We start from the raw sequence: 23,946 nt of genomic DNA on the forward strand, positions 1-23,946 counted from the left end.
TGCATTGAGAGCTCAAGCAAAACTTTTAGTATTAAAACTTATTAAAGAAAATCAACTTGATGACATCATGGTTCAGGTTGAACAAATGAAATTTCGATTGACCTATATATTCCTTAAACTTTTTTCGAAAAATCGTATTTTAACATCTATTTATTATCTATTTTCTAGTGAATTTAAAAGAGAACAGTATTCAGTTATTAATGGAAAGATGGTTCATTTTGGAGATATCTTAAATAAACGAAACAATGATTATTTACTGAGAAGAAACATTCATCGAATTGAAAAAGGATTGTTAATGCGTCCAAGAAAAGATGTTTTTGCTGCTAGATTTATTAATGAAACAATGAATAGCTTTGATTACTTACTGGATAAAAATGATTCAAGTATTAGTAATACTCAATTAAAATGGGCAAATGATGTGTTAAAAGAGTACTTTCGAGTAGTTGGGAGTCATCCATCAATTGATAAAGAGAAAAAAAGATATAATGAATTGAAGATAAAAAATAAGATTAATAATAGTAATAAATTTATACCGTATAAGAGGAATCTAGAAAAGCAGATGGTAATTACATTAGAACAATTAAAAGAACTATCTATTATAAGGCGTTCTGTTAGGTGGTTTGAGGATAAACCTGTACCTAGACAAGCTATAGATTATGCTATTGAAATAGGACTTCAAGCACCAAGTGCATGTAATAGACAACCATTTAGGTATCAAATCTTCGATGATCCTGAATTAGTAAAAAAAATTGCTAAGATTCCATCAGGTACTGCTGGTTTTTATCACAATATACCTACTTTAGTAGCTGTTATTGGTGACTTAACAGCTTATCCATTTGAACGGGACCGTCATCTAATATATATAGATTCATCATTATCTATTATGCCATTTCTGTATGGATTAGAAGTTCAAGGATTAAGTTCTTGTCCGTTAAATTGGCCAGATATTGAAAAAAAAGAAAAAGAACTAGAAAAAATAATTAGAACTAAGAAATATGAGAGAGTAATTATGTTTATTGCTGTAGGATACCCAGATGAGGATGCAAAAGTAGCTTTTTCACGAAAGAAAGACATAGATGAATTTAGAACATTTAATCTTAATGTGGATGAGGTATAAATTATGAGGAAATATGTTGTAATTGTTGGAGGAGAATTATTTAACAAAGGAGCACAGGCGCTAACATTTACTGCTGTTGATCAAATAAAAACTCGTTTTCCAAACACTCAAATAGTGCTTTTATCTAGTATGGATTTTAAAAGACCTAATGAAGAAAAAGATAAGTATGCATTTGAAATACTCCCTTTTTCGTTGGATTTAAAGTCAGATCTATTAGGTGGATTATATAAATCATACGATTATCTAAGTTTAGTTATCAACAAAAGAAAAGCTAGCAAAGATATAAGAAATAAAGTGAAAAATATTTTTAAAAATTCAACAGCTATGATTGATATAAGCGGTTTTGCCTTATCTTCACAAAGAGGTGAATTTTCAAGTTTACAATATCTTTTAAATCTAAAAATTGCGAGGAAGTACAATATTCCAACATTTTTATTTCCTCAGTCATTTGGCCCTTTCAACTATGGACCTATTCGTAACTTGGTTTTCCATAAATTAATTAAAAAAGAGTTATCAAATGTTAAAAAGATATATGTTCGTGAAGATGATGGAATGGAAAATCTAAAAAAGCTTGGATTAAATAATATTCAAAGAAGTTATGATATTGTTTTACAGAATACAAAAAGTTATTCAAAATCTAATATTTACAAATCAGATAATGTGAATATGAAGGTAAATGATTTGGTTATAGAGAATTCGATTGGAATTATTCCGAATGTGAAAATTATGAAACATGGAAATGCAACTCAATTATATAATCTATACTATCAGTTGATTGATCATTTAATTAAGAATAATAAAAATGTATATTTTCTGAGGCATTCTTATGAAGATAAAGAAATAATTGAAAATATTAAACAAAAATTTCCTCAAAATAAAAAAATATTCTATTTAGATGAGGATTATAGTTGTATTGAAATTGATGAAATAATTAAAAAGTTTAATTTCATTATCGGTTCAAGATATCATTCAATAGTTCATGCATATAAAAATTTCGTACCAGCAATTGTATTGGGATGGGCTATTAAATATGATGAGTTATTGTCTGCATTTGACCAAAATGAATTTTGCTTTGATGTTAGAGGAGAAATTGAAGTTAAAGATGCCATAGCCAAGCTTGATATATTATTAAAGTCATTTGAACAAGAGCGTGATATTATATCTAAAAAATACAAAGAAATAACAACAAATAATATATTTGATAAAGTAAACTTCTAATATTTGTATAGGAGTAGGTCCAAAATGCATAAGAAGTTAAATATTGTTTTTGCTAGTCACACTTATATAGGCTCTACATTTGTGGTAGGTTCTCATCATTTAGCAAAGGTATTTTCAAAACAAGGACATAAAGTATGTCATATAAGTACACCATTAACACCGTTTCATATCATAAGATTAAAAAAACATGATGTTTCAAATAGATTTAAGTTATTATTAAAAAAAGATTTGTCTTTTCATGGAGTTTTTAACCTAGTACCATTCACATTATTCCCATGGAGTATTAGTAAGTTATTTAAGTTGAACCCAATGCAAAGTTGGGAAAGTTCTATAATTAAATATCAGGTAAAAAAGTATTTTAATAATGAAAAAATTGATTTGCTACTAATCGATCAACCAGTTTTAAATGGAATTGAGTATATAATAAATCCTAAAAAAATGGTATACCGACCAACTGATATTTATAGTGCAATGCTGAATGATAAGTCGATTTTAGAGATAGAGAAAAAAATTATAAATGGTTCTGATGCAGTTATTGCAACTTCAAAACCAGTAATCGATCATTTAGAAAGATATGTTCATGAAAAACCTTGCTTTATTATAGAAAACGGTGTTGAATATGATCATTTTCTATTCAAAGGAAATAAAAATAAGAGAAATAAGGTACCAAACTTAATATATGTTGGGGCTCTCGATAAAAGGATAGATATTAATTTTATAAAATATATTGCTAATAAACTACAGAATGTTCATATTTCAATTTTGGGCCCATATTCAGAAGAAGTCTTAAAAACATTTAAACAATGTTCTAATATTACATTGCATGGTGGTGTAAGTTATCATAACGTCCCTCAATTTCTTCATAAAGCAGACCTTGCTTTGTTGCCATTAAGTAATCATAAAGCAAACTTAGGTAGAAGTCCAATGAAGTTATATGAGTATTTATCAGCTGGATTACCAGTGGTTTCTAAATTAACACCAGAATTAAAAAGAAGAAATATCCCTTATGTATCTCTCTATGATAATTATGAAGAAGGGCTTATGCTAATTTTAAAACTAATTGATGAAAGTTACGTTATAAATAAAGAAGACATTGCTAAAACTGCTATTGAATATTCATGGGATAAAAGAGCTGAGAAATTACTCAGTTATATTATTTGAAATTTTTTGTTGCAAATCTATTCAAAATTAATACTGATATACTATCCAACTCACAATTAATTAAGCTAGGGTTAAATTAATTATTACAATCAAAGTTATCAATTTTGGGAATATAGAGTGCTAACTATATTGGAATATTAATTAAACTGCAGAGTAACTGAAGGAAGGCCGTAAATATTATTATTGCTGGCCTAAATATATAAAAGTTAGTTCGCAAAAATAATACCAAAACACGAATTGTGTTTAATGACTTTAAATTCCTTCTCTTCAATTTTTCTATTTTGTAAAAATTAATTTATACAATAGTTAAGGAGTATTATAATGAATGTTTATATTAATGGACGTTTTTTGACACAGAGAGTTACAGGAGTTCAAAGATTTGCATTGGAAATCATAAAACGTCTAGATAAGCAAGTAGGGGTTAGCTTTACTATATTAGTGCCTCCAAACTACCAAGAAACCCACTTTTTTCAAAATATTAATATCAAACAAATAGGGCGATATACAGGACATCCGTGGGAACAATTAGATTTACCGATTTATGTAAAAGAAAAACCGTTGATTAATTTTTGTAATACAGGCCCAATTTTTAAAAGAAATCAGATTGTGGTAGTGCATGATACGGCCATTTACGCTTATCCTGAAGGTTTTTCACTACCTTTTAGGATTTGGTACAAAATGATGTTTACCTTTTTTAAAATATTATCTAAAAAGATTTTAACAATATCTCAATTTTCTAGAAAAGAGCTAATAAAGTACTTAAAAATTAACCCAAAAAAATTAGAGTTAATTTCAGAAGGAAAAGAGCATTTTGATTCGATTAAAGAAGATAATACAATTTTATCTAAATTCAAATTAAAGAAAAATAAATATATTTTGGCTGTTAGTAGTTTAAATCCAAATAAAAACTTTAAAGCCTTAATTGATGCAATCAAATATTTAACAGAGGAAGATTTTGAGGTCGTTATAGCTGGTGGTACAGACATAAAAGTATTCAATAAGGTTAATATTGGAAATGATAAAATTAAACAAGTTGGTTATGTAACAGATGAGGATTTAAAAGGTCTTTATATGAATGCTGGCTGTTTTGTATTTCCATCTATATATGAGGGGTTTGGATTACCACCATTAGAAGCAATGTCGACTGGTTGTCCGGTTTTAGTATCAAATGTTGGACCGATGCCAGAAGTTTCAGGCGAAGCAGCAATCTATTTTAATCCTAAAGATTCAAAAGAGCTAGCTGAAAAAATTAAATATGTAATGAATAATGCAGATGTTAAAAAGGAATTACAAATTAAAGGCTTACAGCAAGCTAAGAAGTTCTCTTGGGAAACAGCTGCTAATCAGTTAATTGTATATACAAAATCACTTAAAGGATAAATAGGTTAGAGTAGTAAATACAGGCTCTTTTATGAAAGGAAATTTATAACTATGAAAGTTATGCATATTGGAGAGTATGTAAAAGGTGGGGTAGCCACATACATTAAAGAAGTTATTTACTATCAAAAACAGTCACAAGATATTAATGATATATATTTGGTGGTAAGTAATACAAACTCAGATAAAGATTTTTATCTTCCGAAAGAAAAGGTAGTATTTTATAAATATCAAAGAAGTATAAAATATATGTTCAAAGCCATGTTACAAATAATAAATGAAATCAATCGTGTAAATCCCGATATTATTCACATCCATAGCACATTTGCAGGTTTTTTTGTAAGGGCGCCCTTGTTTTTAAAAAAACGGAAATTTAAGATAGTATATTGCCCACATGGCTGGGCTTTTTTAATGGAAATTTCTTATTTGAAGAAAAAAGTAATTATGATAGTTGAAAGACTTCTTACTTTTAAAACAGATAAAATCATTAATATTTCTCTTAATGAACAAAAAGAAGCAATGGATTTAAGGTTACCAATATCCAAATTGGAACTTATTAATAATGGTATAAGTACTGAAACTCGAAGTGGAATTCCTAGTTTATTAGTAAAGCAAAATAACATTAACCTTTTATTTGTTGGAAGATTTGATAGGCAAAAAGGTTTAGATATTCTAATTGAATTCTTTAAAAAGTATTCCCCTACTCATATACAATTGTATATTGTAGGTGACAGTGTTTTGGAAAAAAATGATATTGAAGTACCAAATAATATAATTAACGTTGGTTGGATAGATAACGAAGAACTAGATTCTTATTATAAGTTATTTGATGCGGTTATTATTCCTTCTAGATGGGAAGGGTTTGGATTAGTAGCTATAGAGGCAATGAAAAATAAAAAACCTATTATAGTAAGTGATAGAGGTGCTTTACCGGATTTAGTTAAAAAGGACAATGGTTATGTTTTTTCATTAAATAATCTGAGTACACTTCATGATATATTAGTTTCCTTAAACAAAGAAGAGTTAAGAATAAAGGGTTTAAACGGATATAACTACTTTATCAGTAATTTTACAAGTGACATAATGAATAAGAAAATTATCAATGTATATAAGAAAATACTACAAACAAAGTAGGTGGTAAGATGAATCTGGTTTTACTATCAGGCGGATCAGGAAAACGCTTGTGGCCACTTTCAAATGATTCACGTTCAAAACAATTTTTGAAAGTTTTGGAAGATAAAGAACAGAGTTTACAGTCCATGATTCAGCGTGTTTGGAGACAAATTGGCAATGTTGGTTTAAAAAATTCAACTGTTATTTCAACAGGTAAATCACAAGTAGATATAATTAATAGTCAACTTGAAGATCAAGCTAACTTAATTATTGAACCTTGTCGTCGAGATACATTTCCTGCCATCGCTCTAGCAGCAACCTACTTATATAGCGTAAAAAGAGTAAATTTAGAAGAAGTTGTGACGGTTTTACCTGTAGACCCTTATGTAGATGATAAATTCTTTACCAGGGTAAAAGACTTAGAAGAAGTAGTACAAAATAGTGATGCTCACCTTGCTTTATTAGGTGTTACACCAACATACCCATCTTCAAAGTATGGGTATATTGTTCCTACTGAAAGTGAGAATGAATATCGTTCAGTTCAACGTTTTACTGAAAAACCCTCAGAAGAACAAGCCGTTGAACTTATTGAACAAGGAGCGTTTTGGAATTGCGGTGTATTTGCATTTAAATTAGGATATGTGATTTCCTTGCTGGAAGAAAAAGGATTACCAATTAAATATGATGATTTATTAATAGAATATTCTCACCTTCCGAAAATTAGTTTTGATTATGAGGTAGTAGAAAAAACTGAAAACATTGTTGTTCTTCCATATGAAGGCTATTGGAAAGACCTTGGCACATGGAATACTCTAACCGAAGAAATGGCAACGAGTCAAATTGGTAAAGGTGTTATAAGTGAAGATAGTGAAAATGTTCATTTAATTAATGAGTTAGATGTTCCAATTACAGTACTAGGTGCATCTAATTTAGTAGTTGCAGCTAGTCCGGATGGGATTTTAGTTGCTGATAAAACAGCTAGTCCGCGAATTAAGGAATTGATTGGTGAGTTCGATAATCGTCCTATGTACGAGGAGCGCCGCTGGGGGTGGTACCGTGTCTTAGATTATTCGAAGTTTGAAGATAAAGAAGTATTGACCAAACGTATTTGTGTGGATGCTGGTAAAAACTTAAGTTATCAATTACATGATTATCGTGATGAAGTATGGACTATTATTAGAGGTGAAGGTGAATTTATTTTAAATGATGAGCTTAGTTTAGTAAAACCTGGTGATGTTTTTCAAATTAGATCGGGGGCGAAGCATGGAATAAAAGCCATTACTGATCTAGAAATAATTGAAATTCAAACAGGTTCACAATTAATAGAAGAAGACATCGTTCGTTTATTCATAACTTGGGATGAAATTCAAGATCACTTGTTGAGTGTAAAATGAAATAAGTTTCGGTATTCAATTAAATAAGTTTTTAAACATTTTAATTATATTGAGAAACCCCTTCTATTTCACAATTTTAACTCAATTATTGAATTTCATGGGTGGTGGAATTCTTCGACTATACACCCCTTCGGTTATGGGGGAAAGAGACATTTGGTATTTACGTTTTTTCACTCAATTGTTTATTTATGGGAAATTTCCAAACCTTTTGAAATCTCTTTAAAGACTCATAAAGACTTCATATATCAGGAAATTATTCTTTAGCTTAAAGTTACTCTAAAACAGTTAAGTTATTTCGATTCATAAATATCATCAAATGTTTTTTTACAACATTATCCTCGATTTTGTGTCTCCAGTCTTAACGTTTGAAATGGAGTCAAAAAAAAGTTTAAGAAATCTGGCAAGTTTCTATTTATCCATTTCATGAGCTCCATTAAAGAAATAATTAAAGATGTGATTGGAGGGGTGTTTTTGAGAGCTGAGATTTTTTGGTGGGTAAACCCCTACAAAATACTAGTGTTTTTCTTAATACCGATTTATATATTAATCTACTTTGTACAATTTGAAGGAACTGTATATTTTACTACTTTTTATTTTATTACTGGATTGTTATTTTTACTAAGCATTTCATTAGGCTCATTAATAGGTTCTAGAGTGCATATCAAAAAGACAAGCCCTATATATGTTTATAAGATTTATCTTGATTTATTATTCTGGCTTACGTTTATTTCATATGTAATTTGGTTTAGAGAGTTTATTTTTAATCCAGGTTTAATCATTGACATGATTGTTGGGGAAGTAAATTATACCGATATAAGAAACATGATATCCACTATTCCTGGGGTTACTACATTATCTCAACTAGGCATTGTCTATATTGTATTTTACATGTACCAATTTAAGTTTTATGAGCCGCAAGTTAGAAAGAAATACACCATTTATTTTGTGATTATTATTTCTATGACAGTGTTCCGATCTATAGCTTGGTCTGAACGATTAGCTTTGATTGAGATTGCTGTTCCCATTGTCGTCATTATATTTTCAAGGTACAAGAAAGCACGTTTTAGATCACTCATTAAAACAGCTCCTTATGTTGGAATAATACTAATGTATGCTTTGTTTTCTGTAACAGAGTATTTCAGATCTTGGAAGTCTTATTACCAGTATATTTATGATAACTTTTTCCATTTTACAGCCCAACGTGTATTGAATTACTACTACACTGCATTAAATAACGGTGCTGGATTTTTAGAGGAATCGGGTACCCCATCTTATCGCTTTGAACATACGTTGGATTGGATTTATAAATTTCCTATCATAGGTGAGAAGCTATCTGAAGCACTGCGAATTAAGTGGGATTACTCGAAGTTTTTAAACAGTTTTTTGACATCCGAATTTAATAATCCTTCTGGTATTTTTGTGTTTTTTTATGATATGAACGTGCCTTTAGCTCTAATCTTTATCTTTTTAATAGGTTCCATTATTGGCTACTTTTATAGAGGTTTCTTGAACCTTCAAGGCCTAGGAATGTTAATATATCCTGTGTTGTTTGTTGGTATTATTGAAATTATGCGTCAACCATACTTCACATCTTCCCGGTTTTTTCCTGTCGTTTTATTCATTATATTTGGTTCTTTGTTATTTAGGGTAAAAAAACTAAGGAAGTAATTGATTGGGAATTTAAGTAAATTAATAAGTAAACTTCTTTGTTTATAAAGTAACTGTTGAACTTAAGAATAATAGTGTAAAACACTAAAGCCAAGAGACCTCAATCTCTTGGCTCATTTTCATCTTCCTTAACTTTTAGCTTTTCCCTTAAATACTCCTCACTTATCTCATCCGCTTTCTTGGCCGATCTAAACAAACTAATAAAGAACAGTACACCTATTATCCAGAGAATAATAATGGTGATAACAATCATGATAGCACCTCGGTTTGTTTATCGTACCACCACTATACTGGATGTTAAGTAGAAAACTCAACCTTCTTCATGCTTATTAAATATTTCATTCCCGATCTGTTTCTGTAGTCCAATAAACACATCCATTAATGCTTCTTCTTTTGATGAACGTACTCCGGTGCCTTCAAGAACTATTTGCCTGGTAGCAAAAGCTTGAATATGTACCGAAAATTTACATTTATTTAATATAATTTTAAACCTATTGTGTTTCAATTGGACTAGGTCCAAATGCATAGGAGGTTTATAATTTGCACGATCATCAAGGAAGACGAATTTGCGAGATTGAAGGTTGTCAAGACAAACATTTTGCTAAGGGATATTGCAAAAAACATTATCAAAGATACAGAAGACATGGTGATCCTTTATATACTAAAAATTTCAAATATAAGCAAGAAAGAACAAGATTATTGACTTCAGCAGAATGTATAATAGAAGGATGTAATAATAATGTTTATGTAAAGAGGATTTGTTATAATCATTACTCCCAATTAAATAATCAAAGTTCTTTAGAACATTTAAACACTGAAAATTATTTAAATGGTGAAAAAAAGGAACTCAAACTGTGTCTGGCTTTTGGATGTAAAAAGTATGAAGTCATAGGAAGTTATTGTTTAGAGCACCACCAACTTTTCAAAAAATATGGTAGCCCTTATGTAGCTAAAACAATCGTATACTGCGGAATTAATAAATGTAAAAAAACCCATCACAAGAAGGGATTGTGTGATAAACATTACGATTTATTAAAAGAAACTATAAAAGCGGGCTACAATTAACCGAAAAGGTCCAGCGCCATATGAGGGAGATGAGGATTGCAAGCAAAAAGTGCAGAGAATTGCAGCGAAAAATACATAGGCTTGCAGCTCATTGTTTAAATTAATTTTCATTAGGGAATTTCACAGAAGAAAGGGCGTTTTTCAACCTATAACTTTCTCCTGTGAACGCTATAATATGTGCATGATGCACGAGTCGATCTACTAGGGCAGAAGTTAATCGATTATCACCAAAAACTCGATTCCATTGCCCAAATTCTAAGTTAGAGGTTACTTATAACGCTCTTAAGCCCCCTTTTTGTGCTTCCTTAGCCTTTAAGTGGAGAAGAAATGTTCAATAATCAACTATATTGGGAGGAATTGATTTGAGCCAAGCAGAGCAGATGATGAACGAATGGTTGAAGCATCGGAATGTACTGGAGGAATTACTAGAATCAATTAAGGACGAACATATTGATTTTAAGCCGTGGGACGGTGCCATGGCGCTCGGAGAACTCGCCTTGCATATTGCCGGATGGAATGATGTATTCGTTTCAATGGTCAAGACCGAAAAATTTGCTTCACCGGACATACCCAAATGTGAGACCATGGCAGACGTATGCAAAGCTGTAAAAGACTTTACTGAAAAAACGAAGGCTAGGTACGAATTGTTGACCGATGCAGAGTTGGAGGCCGAAAACAATTCGTCGCACCCGAAACTTCAGGGACCAAAAAAGAACTATCTTACGGCTATGTATGATCACGAGATTCACCATAAAGGCCAACTTTTCATGTATGCGCGTATGGCCGGTGTGAAAGAAGTGCCGTTTTTCCGCTAATTTTCGAGAATTAATCCAGGAGGGCAGCCTTAGCCTATCTTCTTATTTTTTCCAAATAAAGTTGTTCCTTTTATTATCAAGACCTAAATTTAGAAAAACAAAAAACATAAGCTATTTGACATATTGTACATGACTAATATGTCAAATAGCTTTTTATTTTTCTTCATCAGTCTTCATTTTTCTCAAGACGAACACAAGAAAGCGCCCAATTTTGAATAAACCTCATGTAAAAGCCATATTGATAATGGATTAATTACCTAACTTAACCAAAACCACCCTATAGAAAATAGTCCATCTTTTTCAGCTTAACGTTATTTTGAGGAATTTTTTTCCAGAATTTGCTGTAAATATTCTTCCGATTTTCCTTTTGGGATACTAAGGCTTTCCCACTCCTCGTTTTTTAATTGCTTTCCAATATAAACGATTTGTCCTATATGATAAGCGATATGTGCCATCTGTCTCTCTATCGCTTCAAGTACTGTATGAGCTTCACCACGAATATAAACAGTTTTTAATAAATCTTGTTCTCCCAGATCACTTAATGTTGCAAAAAGTCTGTTCCAGCCGATTTCCCAAATCGTGATCAGTTCATGCTTTGATAAGATCGTATTAATAAATTCTTGATCGCGATTCCTATCGGGCTTTTCTCCATCTGTCGTTAAAAAATCAGACCATCTTGATACCATATTTCCGCTTAAATGTTTAACGATAACAGCAACACTATTCGATTCTTTGTTTACTATCCAATGAATATCGTTTTCTGATAATTGACTTATTGCTTTATCTCCAAGACTTTTAACGCTTTTAAATCCTTCTTGTACAACTTTCAAATACTCATTTCCAAGACTCATTGGAATCCCCCCTTGTGGTTTTCAAGTAAACTTCTTGATAGTTAAATCATTTCGATTTCCATAAACATTTCCTTCCCTAATTCAACAATTTGTCCGATACATAATTAAAGAGCCCAATCCTTGCTGTGCGGGAATTGGCACATTTGTATAATAAGATGAGTAACAGTATTCAGAACTCATGAATTAAGAAAACTTTTTATGGCAGCTAAGAAAGCTGGTAAATTAGCTTCATGCACAAAATGCCCAGCATCCTCTATCGTTACAAATTCGCAATTCGGAATAAGCTCAGAAACTTCCTGCAGTTTGTTTTGAGGGATATGACTGGAACCACCTCCGCCTATAATAAGAGTCGGCATGATTATTTCGGTAAGACGCGACCACCATTCGGGATTGGGTTCATTAAGTTGCCGTAGAATCGAAGGCACAACAAGCCAATCAAACGGTAGGGGATCAGTCGGTTTAGAAGGAACTTCGATCGGCTTATCCGCAAAAGGAGGAGGAGTGTCTTCAACAATCAACCGCTCTATCCTTGACGGAAATGTTTCCGAGAAAAGATAGGATACAGTTCCCCCCATGGAATGACCCATTAGCGTAAACCGTTCCAAATTCATAGCATTCGCAAAATGAAGCAAGTCATCGCACATGAGTTCAAAACTGTATGTACTAGTTCTCGCACTCCCACCATGACCCCGTTGGTCTAAAGCTAAAACGCGGTATTTTTTTCCTAAAACAGCAGCGGCTTGATCCCATGATTCTGCACTTTTTCCTAGCGCGTGAAGTGCAACAATTGGTGGTGCAGATGGTTCCCCACTCTCGCGATATTGAAACGTGAGTCCATTCAAATCAATTTGATTCACCCGTGTCTCCATCTCCGGTCATCTCCTCCTAGGATAGGTTTCGTCATTTGAAACCCGATCTATTTAATGTCCATACCTATATATTCAGCGACTGTGCGAATATTTCCTTCTTAAACCCTTCTGCCCTTTAGTTGATATTCTGTTTCTCATAAAATTTGTCTCGTTGTTCTTTGTTACTAGTTCCTTTGCGTAGTAACTAGGCAAAAATAGCGGAGTATCTTTTAGAAAAAACAAAGGAACTAAAGATAGAAGAAACTAAAAGACACAATAATATATAAAATTGCAAGCACAAAACCATATCATTTTATAAGAATTTTTAAAAGAAACCGTTTACTTTTTAAAATATACATGGTACCATTCTTTTATAACTTGTAGGACATGTTACAAGAGAGGTTAGGAAATTGGGATTAAACTCCATTGATAAACAAAATATTGTCAATACTGTTTATGAGCAGTTAAAAGAAAATATCGCAAATGGTAACTGGGCTCCTGGAAGTAAAATTCCTTCTGAGTCACAATTGCAGAAAATGTTTAATGTCAGCCGTGTCAGTATCCGAAGCGCAATACAACGTCTTAGGGATTTGGGGATTGTTGTCACTTATCAGGGTAAAGGGACGTTTGTTTCTGAAAAGATTGGTAAGATAGGGATCAATGATTTTAATCTTATTATGCATCTTAGCGAGAAAGAATTTTTGGATATGATGGTCTTTCGGCAGACGATTGAATACAAGTGTATCGATTTAGCTGTAAAAAATGCCACAAAGGAAGATTTTGAAAACATTGAGGAAACTTTGAATCAAATGTTTCGCTATCGAGATGATTATAAGAAATATTCAGAAGCAGATTTTAATTTTCATCTAGCCATTGCCAAGGCTTCAAAAAATACAGTTTTTTATCATGTCGTTCATTCGATCCGTGATCTTTACTATCAGTATTTAGAAGAGTTAAATCGGGTAATAGGGGTAACATTGGAAAGTATTGAAGTGCATCTGCAATTATTCAGAGCCATTCAGAATAGAGATGCCGAAAAAGCAAAAGAGATTCTTAACAAGGCCATGGAAGATAATATTGAGAGTATCAAAAAAATAAAAGATTCAAAAAAATAATTTACCTCTTAGGAGGTAATATTTTTTAAATAAACTTGTAGGACAACTAACAAGTATTGCGATCCTGCAAACCAACAGATTTTGGAAGGAGTCATAAAATGAACAATTTAGAAATTCGTGATGTAAAAGTGATTTTAACTGCGCCTGGGGGAATTGATTTAGTTGTAGTAAAAGTCGAGACAAATGAACCTGGGTTATACGGATTAGGGTGTGCTACCTTTACGCAACGAATTTTTGCAGTGAAATCAGCAATAGAGGATTATCTGAAACCGTTTCTTATTGGAAAAGATCCTAGAAGAATCGAAGATATTTGGCAGTCATCCAATGTAAGCGGATACTGGAGAAATGGTCCTATTATGAACAATGCTCTATCTGGAATTGATATGGCACTTTGGGATATAAAGGGGAAAATGGCAAACCTGCCTGTCTATGAACTATTAGGCGGGAAATGCAGAGATGGAATTCCTCTTTATCGGCATGCGGATGGTGCTGATGAAATGGCTGTTGAAGAAAATATCCTATCACTTATGGAAGAAGGTTATCAGTATGCGCGATGCCAAATGGGAATGTACGGGGGGAGTGGAACTACTGATAAACGCTTAATTGCAACCATGTATGAAAAATCTACTAAAATCGTGCCAAAACGGTCACCAAAAAATTCATTGGCGGGATGTTATTTTGACCCTGAAGCTTATGCGAAAAGCATTGACAAATTATTTGACCATTTACGCTCTAAAATAGGATTTAATATGGAATTTATTCACGATATTCACGAAAGAATTCCACCAATTGAAGCGGTAAGATTAGCAAAAAAATTAGAGCCTTATCACCTCTTTTTCCTAGAAGATCCTGTGGCACCGGAAAATATTGAATGGCTGCAAATGATTAGACAACAAACTTCAACTCCTATTGGAATAGGAGAACTATTTACGAATGTTAATGAGTGGAAGACCTTAATAGCAAATCAACAAATAGATTTTATCAGATGTCATGTAAGTTCTATCGGAGGAATTACGCCAGCTAAAAAATTAGCCACATTTAGCGAATTATACGGTGTACGAACAGCTTGGCATGGACCAGGAGATATTTCTCCTGTAGGGGTTGCGGCTAATCTTCATTTAGATTTAAGCTCTCCGAATTTCGGCATTCAAGAATGGACTCCATTTAATGATGCCCTGCAAGAAGTTTTCCCTGGATGTCCGGTAGTTGAACAAGGGTTTGCCTATGTAAATGACAAGCCAGGTTTAGGGGTGGAGATGAATGAAGAAAAGGCAAAAAAATTCCCTGTTGCTGGTGGAATTCCTTCCTGGACATTAGCCCGCACGCCAGATGGAACAGCTGTCAGACCATAAAAAATTAATTGATTTATATTTTTAAGAGTTGAGCGATAAACAGGCTAAAAATCTACCATTAGAGGTGTTTTATGAAAACAGGAATCTACTATTCACCAAAAAATGTTGGGACAACCACTTTGGAAAAGCCGGCAATCAAAGAAAATGAAGCACTCGTTAAAGTGTCTTATGCCGGGATTTGTGGAACGGATATGATGATCTATTCTGGTCAGCATCCAAGGGCAGAAGCCCTTCTAATCATGGGGCATGAATTTTGTGGCATGGTTGACGAGATTGGAGACGGCCATGATTTTCAGAAAGGTGACCGTGTGATTGTTGAGCCGCTTCTGAATTGCGGCAAATGTGCTGCCTGTAAGGTAGGTCAGGTTCACGTTTGTGCTAATCTCAAGTATATAGGCATTGACAAAGATGGCGGGTTTACGGAATATGCCACAATACCTGTCGACCGCCTGCACCGTCTGCCTGACAATGTAACCGATGAAGAGGCAGCATTAACTGAACCGCTTTCTGTAGCCATCCACACCGTTCGCCGGTCTAGTTTAAAAGTGGGCGATACGGTAGCGATACTAGGGGCAGGACCGATTGGCTTGTTAATCGGCTTAATGGCTAAAGAGGCGGGAGCAGGTGAAATTTTCATTTCAGATGTAAGCCCTTACCGTCTGAGAGTTGCCGCTGAAATGGGTTTTACGGCGATAAATGCCGCTAATGAAAGTATCGTGGAAAAGGTGAAGTCCCATACTCGCGAAGTTGGTGCTGATGTCGTCTTCGAAGTAGCAGGGAATCAGATAACTGCCGATCAAATGATAGATTGCATCAAGTTTCAAGGGCAGATTGTCGTTGTTAGTGTTTACAAGAAAGCCCCAGTGATCAATCTGGCAAAAATGCATTTCCAAGAAATTTCATTAACGACGACAAGATGCTATAGTCCAGATGATTTTACTAAAGCAATAAAGCAATTGGAACAGAAAACAATCGATGTTAATCCAATTATTTCTCATATCTTACCGTTAGATGAAATTGAAAAAGGGTTTGAATTAATGGAAAATCCGGAAACGTCTTTAAAAATATTATTCCATCCTTAAGGAGATGAAAGTAATGAAACAATCTTTTGACTTAGGAAACAAAGTAGCAGCTGTAACTGGCGGCACAAGAGGCATTGGAAAAGCGATTGCTCTGGGCCTGGCTGAAGCGGGAGCAGATATCGCCTTGCTGCAGCGCTCAATAGAAAATACTGCTGTTAAAGAGGAAATTGAAAAACTGGGTGTCAGATGTGAAATCATTCAGTGCGACCTAGATCACCTTGAGCAGGTAAAGAATGCGGTTCCGGAAACAATTAAAAGGCTGGGCAGTCTTGATATTCTAGTCAACAATGCTGGAATACAACGGCGATCCCCTGCTGTTGATTTTTCCGAAGAAGATTGGGACAGCGTCCTTCAGGTTAACCTCAAGGCTGTTTGGTTACTTTGCCAGCAGGCTGGAAGACATATGGTTCCTAAACAAAGCGGCAAAATTATTAATATCGCTTCACTTGTTTCCTTTCAAGGCGGTCTGTATGTGCCAGCTTACGCATCAGCTAAAGGGGCCGTTGCTCAATTGACAAAAGCACTGGCAAATGAATGGTCCGTGCATGGCGTTAATGTTAATGCCATTGTCCCAGGTTATATTGCGACTGAAATGAACACGGCGTTGATTGATGACCCTGTTCGAAGCAAGCAGATTTTAGAAAGAATTCCTGCAGGACGTTGGGGGAATCCAGAAGATTTCAAGGGCACAGCCGTATATCTAGCGTCTGAAGCATCAAATTATGTTCATGGTCATTTGCTGGCGGTTGATGGTGGCTGGCTGGGACGGTAAATGAACCTACACCAAATTGTAAGCATAATCAGTAACCTTTATTCAAAAAATGATTTCTATTAAACGATAATTTCCGGGATGGTTATCGGATTGAATAAAATATCGGTAAAAGGGGAGAAGTAGTGTGAGTGTTGAAAGAACGGCAATGACTAAAAAAGAAACAATTCCAGTACTAGAGAAAAAAACAAACATTCGCTGGATCATCGTTTCGATGTTATTTTTTGTTACTACGATCAACTATGCGGATCGAGCAACTATTTCAATAGCAGCGGCACCTTTACAAAATGATCTAGGTATAAATGCAGTTACTATGGGATATGTGTTTTCTGCTTTTAGCTGGGCTTATGCATTTGGTCAAATTCCAGGCGGCTGGATATTGGATAAATTCGGAACAAAGAAAGTACTTTTCTGGAGTCTTTTTCTTTGGTCTTTCTTCACTTTATTACAAGGGTTTGTCGGATTTTTCAATGCAGGTACAGCAATTGTGATGTTATTCATACTTAGATTTATCGTAGGGCTTGCAGAAGCCCCTTCGTTCCCTGGGAATAGCCAAGTAGCAGCTTCTTGGTTTCCGAATGATGAGCGAGCAACAGCATCTGCCATTTTTAGTGCATCCGCCTTTTTTGCCATCATTGTTTTTAACCCATTAATGTCTTGGATTACACAATCCTTTGGTTGGGAATATGTATTTATCGTAATGGGGGCAGGTGGCATCTTAATTGCTTTTACTTGGTTAAAAGTTATTTATAATCCAAAAGAGCATCCACGAGTCAATCAAGCTGAACTGGACTATATTGAGCAGGGCGGCGGTCAATTAGATATGATGGCTAAGGTGGCCAATAAAAAAAGTGGCCCAAATTGGTCACACATAAAACAGTTACTTAAAAGTCGTATGTTAGTTGGCGTTTATATTGGTCAATATTGTATCTCAACACTTACGTATTTCTTTATGACCTGGTTCCCGGTTTATCTTATTCAAGAACGTGGCATGTCCATTCTCGAAGCTGGTTTTGTAGCCTCCTTGCCAGGGCTTAGTGGGTTTCTAGGCGGAGTTTTAGGCGGTTTGTATTCTGATTATCTTTTGAAAAAAGGAAAATCGCTTACGTTTGCTCGAAAAACTCCTATTATTATTGGGATGATTCTTTCAAGCAGTATGATCGCTTGTAATTATACCGATGTGGAATGGCTTGTAGTCGGCATTATGGCTCTCGCTTTCTTTGGTAAAGGATTTGGGCAATTAGGCTGGGCTGTTATGGCTGATAGTTCTCCAAAAGAAATTGGCGGTTTAAGCGGCGGTCTATTCAATACATTTGGTAATATTTCTGGTATCACTACACCTATTATCATTGGTTATATAATTGCAGCAACAGGCTCTTTTAATGGTGCTTTGGTCTTTGTAGGTGTAAATGCATTAGTTGCTATGTTTAGTTATCTGTTTATTGTTGGTGAAATTAAACGTATTGAATTAACAGATCCCGCTAAATGAACAATGATGTGAATGAATACAAGAGTTAAAACGTGATTTATCCCCTTAAGCACTTCAGGAATTTCTACTCAGTGAGGAATTATAACGAGAAAGCTTCCTCATTCGAAATGTAGTAATTATTCTTGAACTACCCGGTAGTTTAATTCATAGAAACTGCTCATTAGATCGCAATTAAATGAAGTTTGATCATTCACGATCTGGCAAATAAGGATTACAGAAATGATTATAAAAGAAAGATTTAATTGAATAGATTAAAAGCGTGTTTTGATCAATCTTTTTCAAGACACGCTTTTTCTATTTGCTCTTTTATCAAGGTTTTAGAGTATTAAACAAACGTTTGATTCAAGGCTGCACATGTACTGAGGTAGAGAAACTGGATATAGTTGCACAGATAGAAAACGGTTGCATATGAAACTAATCATCATATATACTAGTCTTATGAAAATAAATTACATTTAGATGGGAAATGTGATGAGTAATTTCTTTGAGAAGGCTCAACAGTTTGGAAAGTCGTTTATGCTGCCGATTGCCGTTCTTCCGGCAGCCGGATTATTGTTAGGGATTGGAGGAGCGTTGTCTAATCCAAATACAATTTATTAGATGGTTTAGCGTTTATGATGGCTCATATGTTTCAAATCACGATCGGACAAACCTTCTCTGGCGGCTTTATTGATTTTGTTTTGTTTGGGATTTTGCAAGGAAATGAGAAAACGAACTGGCTGATGGTTCCAGTGATCGGGATTCCTTGGTTCTTTGTCTATTATTTCTCCTTTTCCTTCTTGATCAAGAAGTTTCAATTAAAAACGCCAGGAAGAGAAGATGAGGAAAGCGGAGTTGTTATTCGGAATAAAACGGAACGAGCGGAAGCGATCCTAACAGGTCTTGGCGGAGCTGATAACTTAACGAACATTGATTGCTGTGCAACGAGATTGAGAGTATCTGTTAACGATGTTGGCCAAATTAATGAGGATCTTTTGAAGCAAACCGGCTCTCGCGGAGTCGTCAAGAAAGGAAATGGTGTTCAAGTCATTTATGGACCAGACGTCACCATTATTAAAAATGAATTAGAAGAAATCGTAGGTGAAAAATAATGATACTAGATACAATAAAAAACGGATTAGTCGTTTCATGTCAGGCATTAGAGAACGAACCATTACACAGCTCATTCATTATGGGGAAAATGGCACTAGCAGCAAAACAAGGCGGTGCCAAAGCAATTCGTGCCAACTCAAAAGAAGACATTATTTCAATTAAAAAAGAAACAGGGTTACCTGTGATCGGCATTGTGAAGCGGGACTATGAGGATAGTGAAGTTTTTATTACCGCTACGAAAAAAGAGATCGATGAACTTATTGAAAGCGGCTGTGAAATGATTGCCCTTGATGCTACATTAAGAACACGTCCCAATGGGGAAACCTTTGAAAATTTAATCACCTATATTCGAAACCAAGCGCCGTCAGTTTCGATCATGGCTGATATCTCTTCTTTAGCGGATGCAATAGAAGCTGAGAGGCTGAAGGTAGATTGCCTTTCTTCGACTTTGTATGGTTACACAAATGAGACAAAAGGGTGTAAACTGTATGAGAACGATTTTGAGTTTTTAAAAAAGCTAGTCGAACTGGCCTCACTCCCAGTCATTGCAGAAGGAAACGTGCTAACTCCGGAAATGGCGAGAAGAGTACTTGAAATGGGTGCTTATTCCGTAGTAGTTGGAGGAGCTATCACGAGACCGCAGCAAATAACGGCAAGGTTTATTGAAGAAATTCAGTCATAATTTTCTGTTATTTTCTAAGATCATATTCATTACGGCAATCGGCGATTCGCCGGTTGCTTCTAGTTAAACTTCAAATAAAGGTAGGATCTCATGGAAACCGTATTGAAGGAAATTCAGTCTAAATATGCTTCTTTTTCTGATAAAGAACGAAATATTGCCGATTATCTTTTGTCTTCACCTGAGGAGGCATCGAGAAGCCACATTCATGAAATCGCGGCTCTTACTGGAGTTTCAGTTGCCACCATCACCCGCTTTGCCAAAAAGGTATCGTGCCGGAATTTTGTTGAGCTCAAGGTCAAGCTCGCTCGGGAGTCCAAGGTGCCGGAGGAAGGTCAAGATGTGGATGACCTCTTGAAACACCAATATGAAGAGATGTTTTCAGATATTCAAGCTTTATCAGGAAAAGCGGCATTAACCAATGTACTAACCATGATTGAAGCTGCCTCGCGTGTGTATATATACGGATTAGGAAGCTCAGGTCTTGCTGCCCAAGAACTAAATTACCGGCTGAGCAGGATGGGATTTACATCAGAAGCCGTCACAGACCCGCATTTAATGGTCATTCGCAGTACGTTATTAAATGAAAACGACCTCGTCCTGGCATTCTCAAGATCAGGTCAAACACGAGACCTTTTAAAATCTATCAAAAAAGCAAAAGAACAAAACGTAAAATTAGTCAGCATTACGGCCTTCGGTGAATCAGAGCTTGCCAAGCTGTCAGATGAGGTCCTCTGGACGATCCATCCCATTCGAACCGGCTACCTTTCCACAGGCCTTGATATGAGTGCTCTCTTTCTCATTGACCGGCTTAGCCTGCACTTTTTGGAGAATCCGGAGCGACGTAAAATCTATGATCAAACCGTTGAGGCGATTACGGTTCAAACTCAATAAAGGAAGTAGAGGCTGTGTTTTATAGCACAGTCTTTTTAGCTTAATTATGGCATCTTTTTTATAATATTGTTTTTTTGTATGTAGGAGCTCCACCTATTTTAATTAAGATTTTTTTAATATTTTATTGTATAGGATTTGGATCTGGCTCATCCGCAGTTTTTTCTATTTTGACTTTTTTCTTATTAGCTCTTTTTCCAGGGATTTCTTTTCTAAAGTCTTTTAATATTGCAAATGACATCATAATCAGGACAAAGGTCAACGGAAATGCACTGACAATGATGGCAGTTTGCATAGCACTAAGTCCGCCTGAGAGCATTAATACAATCGCAGAAGCGGACAGGAACAGTCCCCAGATAATTTTCACAAAATTAGGTGGATTCAAGTCACCCTTTGCGGTTTGCATACCTAATACGAATGTGGCAGAATCAGCTGACGTAACAAAAAATGTGGATATAAGTAATAGTGTAACAATAACCAAAGCACCTGAAAATGGCAAGCGATCATATACAAAAAATAAAGCGGTCTCTAGGCTTTGCCCCGATATATTGACACCTTCAAAATACTCAAGATAGATAGCTGTCCCTCCAAATACACAAAACCAAAAAGCACAAACAAGCGTAGGTATTACAAGAACAGCAATCATAAACTCACGAACAGTTCTCCCTTTAGAAACACGGGCGATAAATGTACCAACAAATGGCGCCCACGCAATCCACCATGCCCAGTAAAAAATCGTCCAACTCTGGATCCAAGAAGCTTGTTCTTGGTTGAAGGGGGTAAGTCTTAATCCCATACTAGGCAGTTGTTGAACATAGCTGCCTAGTGTCGTTGTAAACAAATCAAGTACAAACCCCGTTGGACATAAGATTAAGAATACAATCAACAGAATGACTGCTAAAACTAAATTTGCATTACTTAAATATTTAATTCCTTTTTGGAGACCCGTACTTGCCGAAAGCAGAAAAAGAACTGTTACAATTGCAATAATAATAAGCTGGATCGTAAAGTTGTTTGGTACCCTAGCAACATAATTTAAACCTCCATTTATTTGAGCGGCTCCTAATCCTAAGGAAGCTGCAACACCGAAAATTGTTGCTAAAACTGCTACTACATCAATAATTGTACCAATATTTCCTTTTGCCCTTTCTCCCAATAGCGGCAATAAGGTAATACTCATTAAGCCTGGCTGCTTTTTTCTAAATTTATAATAAGCCAAGACAAGTGCGATGACAGCGTAAATGGCCCATGCATGAAATCCCCAATGCATATAAGTATATCTTATGGCAACTTTAGCTGCTTCTGGTGTACCTCCTTCTCCCATAGGTGGTTTCGCAAAGTGTGAAATTGGTTCGGAAACACCGAAGAAAAGTAAACCAATTCCCATACCGGCACTAAATAACATTGCAAACCATGTTGGACGGCTAAAGTCTGGTTTGTCCTCTTCTGTACCTAGTTTGATTTTTCCATATTTACTAAAAATCAAAAATAATGCGAAAAGAAGAAAAAACGTAGTCGATAACTGATAAAACCAGCCAAATGTATCTAGAAAAAAAGCTTTCATTTCATCCATCATTTCACCTAATTGAACTGGTGCAACCACGCCCCAGATCACAAAAGCACTCGCAATAACGAGGGAAATCCAAAATACATTTGATACCTTGTTCACTGTAGACACCTCCCTGCTATAAATTTCAAGTTAAGATATCGTTATATTTCCCGAATATAATGATAATAATGAGTGTTTTTGTTAAGGTTGTGATAAGAAAGAAACCTATATGGATTATCGCGGGGTCAATATCTATAGTACACCTAAAGCAGAAAGTACGGACAATAGTATGATTTTCGATTTTAAAGGATCAGGCTTCAATTTATTCGGAGCGACTCCGGATGCATTAATCGACGTGTATATTGATGACCAATTAATGGATGAGCATTTTAGAATTTATTCTAAAGGAGACAGACAAACATCTTATCACATTCGGGGACTTAAAAATACTAAACACACGGACAAAGTGGTTGTTATAGGCGGTACTTTTGTTTTGGACGGAATTGATGTCATTCAGGAAGAAACAAAGTTGAAGTAAATAAAGAAAAACTGCAGCAATTGTATGAGGCAAATAAAGAAAAAGACACATAAACACTACACCAAGGAAAGATGGAAACCCTTGGAGAAGGACTCGAGAGTCACTATAGGATGAGTCCTTCTTCTGGATATGATGTTGAAATTAGTTGATCACTATTTTGCCTATTTTTGTTTGTTAAGTAACTAGAGATCGTTTCAAAGCAATTATCGCGGTAGAAAGCATGCAGCTCATCATCATTTCGCATGAGCCATTGAATAAGGGATCCGTCAATTAGAGCACGGATTGCGTAGGAAGCTTTATCAATATTAACATTAGCGAATGTTCCTTCTTTTTGCCCTAGTTGAACGATCTCACGTCCGATTGACCAGCAGTTTTCATAAAATTGATCATTGATTTGACGAAACTGCTCATTATGATTAGATTGGGAAAGGAATTCAAGATAGACTCGATAAAACTTGCGGTTATCGCTTGGGCTGGCAAACGCTGTATTAACATAGGCACGCAATTTATCAAGTGCAGTATGCTCATTACTGATTGCTGCATGTTCATTTTTATAAATTTTTCCGGTAACCCACTCTAATAGATGACAAAATACATCTTCTTTATTTTGGAAGTAGTAACTTGTCACACCTTTGCTCACATCAGCATAGTCGGCAATGTCCTGCAAGGTCACGTTGTCAAACCCTTTTTCAAAAACAGCTTGAAAGGCAGCCCGTAAAATTTGCTTACGCCGTTTCGCAGCCTTATTACTCATTCGGAAGCA

General features: G+C 35.0%; 22 protein-coding genes and 2 pseudogenes. 19 read left to right on the forward strand and 5 right to left on the reverse strand.

Annotation, left to right across the window (positions count from 1 at the left end):
- Window positions 1–4 precede the first annotated feature (4 nt).
- The 8 genes from IC621_RS20970 (at window position 5) to IC621_RS21005 (ending at window position 10,113) form a co-directional block, all read left to right on the forward strand.
- Window positions 5–1,117 (forward strand): nitroreductase family protein, encoded by a 1,113-nt coding sequence (locus IC621_RS20970; RefSeq protein ID WP_191161110.1) that lies wholly within the window; start codon window positions 5–7, stop codon window positions 1,115–1,117.
- 3 nt (window positions 1,118–1,120) lie between these two features.
- Entirely contained in the window at window positions 1,121–2,335 is a 1,215-nt protein-coding gene (locus IC621_RS20975) for a polysaccharide pyruvyl transferase family protein (protein WP_191161112.1), read from the forward strand.
- 24 nt (window positions 2,336–2,359) lie between these two features.
- A complete protein-coding gene (locus IC621_RS20980) occupies window positions 2,360–3,496 on the forward strand; it encodes a glycosyltransferase (protein WP_191161114.1) in 1,137 nt (378 codons plus the stop codon).
- Window positions 3,497–3,817: 321 nt separating this feature from the next.
- Window positions 3,818–4,876 carry a glycosyltransferase family 4 protein gene (locus tag IC621_RS20985; RefSeq protein ID WP_191161116.1) on the forward strand — a complete coding sequence of 353 codons (1,059 nt, stop codon included), beginning with the start codon at window positions 3,818–3,820 and terminating at the stop codon, window positions 4,874–4,876.
- A 51-nt stretch (window positions 4,877–4,927) separates the two neighbouring features.
- Window positions 4,928–6,007, forward strand: coding sequence for a glycosyltransferase family 4 protein (locus IC621_RS20990; protein ID WP_224752703.1), 1,080 nt, complete (start codon window positions 4,928–4,930; stop codon window positions 6,005–6,007).
- 8 nt (window positions 6,008–6,015) lie between these two features.
- Window positions 6,016–7,380, forward strand: a complete 1,365-nt coding sequence (locus IC621_RS20995; protein WP_191161118.1) for a sugar phosphate nucleotidyltransferase — start codon at window positions 6,016–6,018, stop codon at window positions 7,378–7,380.
- A gap of 471 nt (window positions 7,381–7,851) precedes the next feature.
- Complete coding sequence (locus IC621_RS21000) at window positions 7,852–9,048, forward strand: O-antigen polymerase (RefSeq protein ID WP_191161120.1); 1,197 nt, start codon at window positions 7,852–7,854, stop codon at window positions 9,046–9,048.
- 540 nt (window positions 9,049–9,588) lie between these two features.
- Window positions 9,589–10,113 carry a hypothetical protein gene (locus tag IC621_RS21005; RefSeq protein ID WP_191161122.1) on the forward strand — a complete coding sequence of 175 codons (525 nt, stop codon included), beginning with the start codon at window positions 9,589–9,591 and terminating at the stop codon, window positions 10,111–10,113.
- Between the two features lie 100 nt (window positions 10,114–10,213).
- On the opposite strand, the pseudogene IC621_RS21010 reads toward IC621_RS21005, so the two are convergent.
- Window positions 10,214–10,384, reverse strand: a pseudogene (locus IC621_RS21010) (ATP-binding protein); the annotation flags it as partial.
- A gap of 91 nt (window positions 10,385–10,475) precedes the next feature.
- On the opposite strand from IC621_RS21010, the gene IC621_RS21015 reads away from it, so the two are divergent.
- Window positions 10,476–10,928 carry a DinB family protein gene (locus IC621_RS21015; RefSeq protein WP_191161124.1) on the forward strand — a complete coding sequence of 151 codons (453 nt, stop codon included), beginning with the start codon at window positions 10,476–10,478 and terminating at the stop codon, window positions 10,926–10,928.
- Window positions 10,929–11,239: 311 nt separating this feature from the next.
- Here IC621_RS21015 and IC621_RS21020 read toward each other — a convergent pair whose 3' ends face one another.
- Both IC621_RS21020 and IC621_RS21025 read right to left on the reverse strand, forming a co-directional pair.
- Window positions 11,240–11,779, reverse strand: a complete 540-nt coding sequence (locus IC621_RS21020; RefSeq protein WP_191161126.1) for a DUF1572 domain-containing protein — start codon at window positions 11,777–11,779, stop codon at window positions 11,240–11,242.
- A gap of 176 nt (window positions 11,780–11,955) precedes the next feature.
- Window positions 11,956–12,648, reverse strand: coding sequence for an alpha/beta fold hydrolase (locus IC621_RS21025; protein WP_191161128.1), 693 nt, complete (start codon window positions 12,646–12,648; stop codon window positions 11,956–11,958).
- Between the two features lie 389 nt (window positions 12,649–13,037).
- On the opposite strand from IC621_RS21025, the gene IC621_RS21030 reads away from it, so the two are divergent.
- From IC621_RS21030 to IC621_RS21065, 9 genes and pseudogenes are all read left to right on the forward strand, one after another.
- On the forward strand, window positions 13,038–13,742 hold the full coding sequence (locus IC621_RS21030; RefSeq protein WP_191161130.1) for a FadR/GntR family transcriptional regulator: 705 nt from the start codon (window positions 13,038–13,040) through the stop codon (window positions 13,740–13,742).
- 98 nt (window positions 13,743–13,840) lie between these two features.
- Window positions 13,841–15,094 (forward strand): enolase C-terminal domain-like protein, encoded by a 1,254-nt coding sequence (locus IC621_RS21035; protein WP_191161132.1) that lies wholly within the window; start codon window positions 13,841–13,843, stop codon window positions 15,092–15,094.
- Window positions 15,095–15,165: 71 nt separating this feature from the next.
- Entirely contained in the window at window positions 15,166–16,176 is a 1,011-nt protein-coding gene (locus IC621_RS21040) for a zinc-dependent alcohol dehydrogenase (RefSeq protein ID WP_191161134.1), read from the forward strand.
- A gap of 13 nt (window positions 16,177–16,189) precedes the next feature.
- Complete coding sequence (locus IC621_RS21045; RefSeq protein WP_191161135.1) at window positions 16,190–16,948, forward strand: SDR family oxidoreductase; 759 nt, start codon at window positions 16,190–16,192, stop codon at window positions 16,946–16,948.
- Window positions 16,949–17,093: 145 nt separating this feature from the next.
- On the forward strand, window positions 17,094–18,434 hold the full coding sequence (locus tag IC621_RS21050; protein ID WP_191161191.1) for an MFS transporter: 1,341 nt from the start codon (window positions 17,094–17,096) through the stop codon (window positions 18,432–18,434).
- Window positions 18,435–18,905: 471 nt separating this feature from the next.
- Window positions 18,906–19,034 (forward strand): hypothetical protein, encoded by a 129-nt coding sequence (locus IC621_RS26935; protein ID WP_263576007.1) that lies wholly within the window; start codon window positions 18,906–18,908, stop codon window positions 19,032–19,034.
- Window positions 19,034–19,525: pseudogene (locus IC621_RS21055) on the forward strand (glucose PTS transporter subunit EIIB); the annotation flags it as partial. The gene IC621_RS26935 and the pseudogene IC621_RS21055, both read left to right, overlap by 1 nt.
- Window positions 19,526–19,527: 2 nt before the next feature.
- Complete coding sequence (locus tag IC621_RS21060; RefSeq protein WP_191161193.1) at window positions 19,528–20,208, forward strand: N-acetylmannosamine-6-phosphate 2-epimerase; 681 nt, start codon at window positions 19,528–19,530, stop codon at window positions 20,206–20,208.
- 90 nt (window positions 20,209–20,298) lie between these two features.
- Window positions 20,299–21,099: a MurR/RpiR family transcriptional regulator gene (locus tag IC621_RS21065; RefSeq protein ID WP_191161139.1), complete on the forward strand. Its 801-nt coding sequence runs from the start codon at window positions 20,299–20,301 to the stop codon at window positions 21,097–21,099.
- Window positions 21,100–21,220: 121 nt separating this feature from the next.
- Here the strand turns inward: IC621_RS21065 and IC621_RS21070 are convergent, their stop codons facing one another.
- Complete coding sequence (locus tag IC621_RS21070; RefSeq protein WP_191161141.1) at window positions 21,221–22,765, reverse strand: glycine betaine uptake BCCT transporter; 1,545 nt, start codon at window positions 22,763–22,765, stop codon at window positions 21,221–21,223.
- Between the two features lie 109 nt (window positions 22,766–22,874).
- Here IC621_RS21070 and IC621_RS21075 point away from each other — a divergent pair, with 109 nt between their 5' ends.
- Window positions 22,875–23,183, forward strand: a complete 309-nt coding sequence (locus IC621_RS21075; RefSeq protein WP_191161143.1) for a hypothetical protein — start codon at window positions 22,875–22,877, stop codon at window positions 23,181–23,183.
- 103 nt (window positions 23,184–23,286) lie between these two features.
- Here the strand turns inward: IC621_RS21075 and IC621_RS21080 are convergent, their stop codons facing one another.
- Window positions 23,287–23,937, reverse strand: a complete 651-nt coding sequence (locus tag IC621_RS21080) for a TetR/AcrR family transcriptional regulator (protein WP_191161145.1) — start codon at window positions 23,935–23,937, stop codon at window positions 23,287–23,289.
- Window positions 23,938–23,946 lie beyond the last annotated feature (9 nt).

Source organism: Metabacillus arenae, from assembly GCF_014773385.1.
GTDB classification, from domain to species: Bacteria; Bacillota; Bacilli; order Bacillales; family Bacillaceae; genus Metabacillus_D; species Metabacillus_D arenae.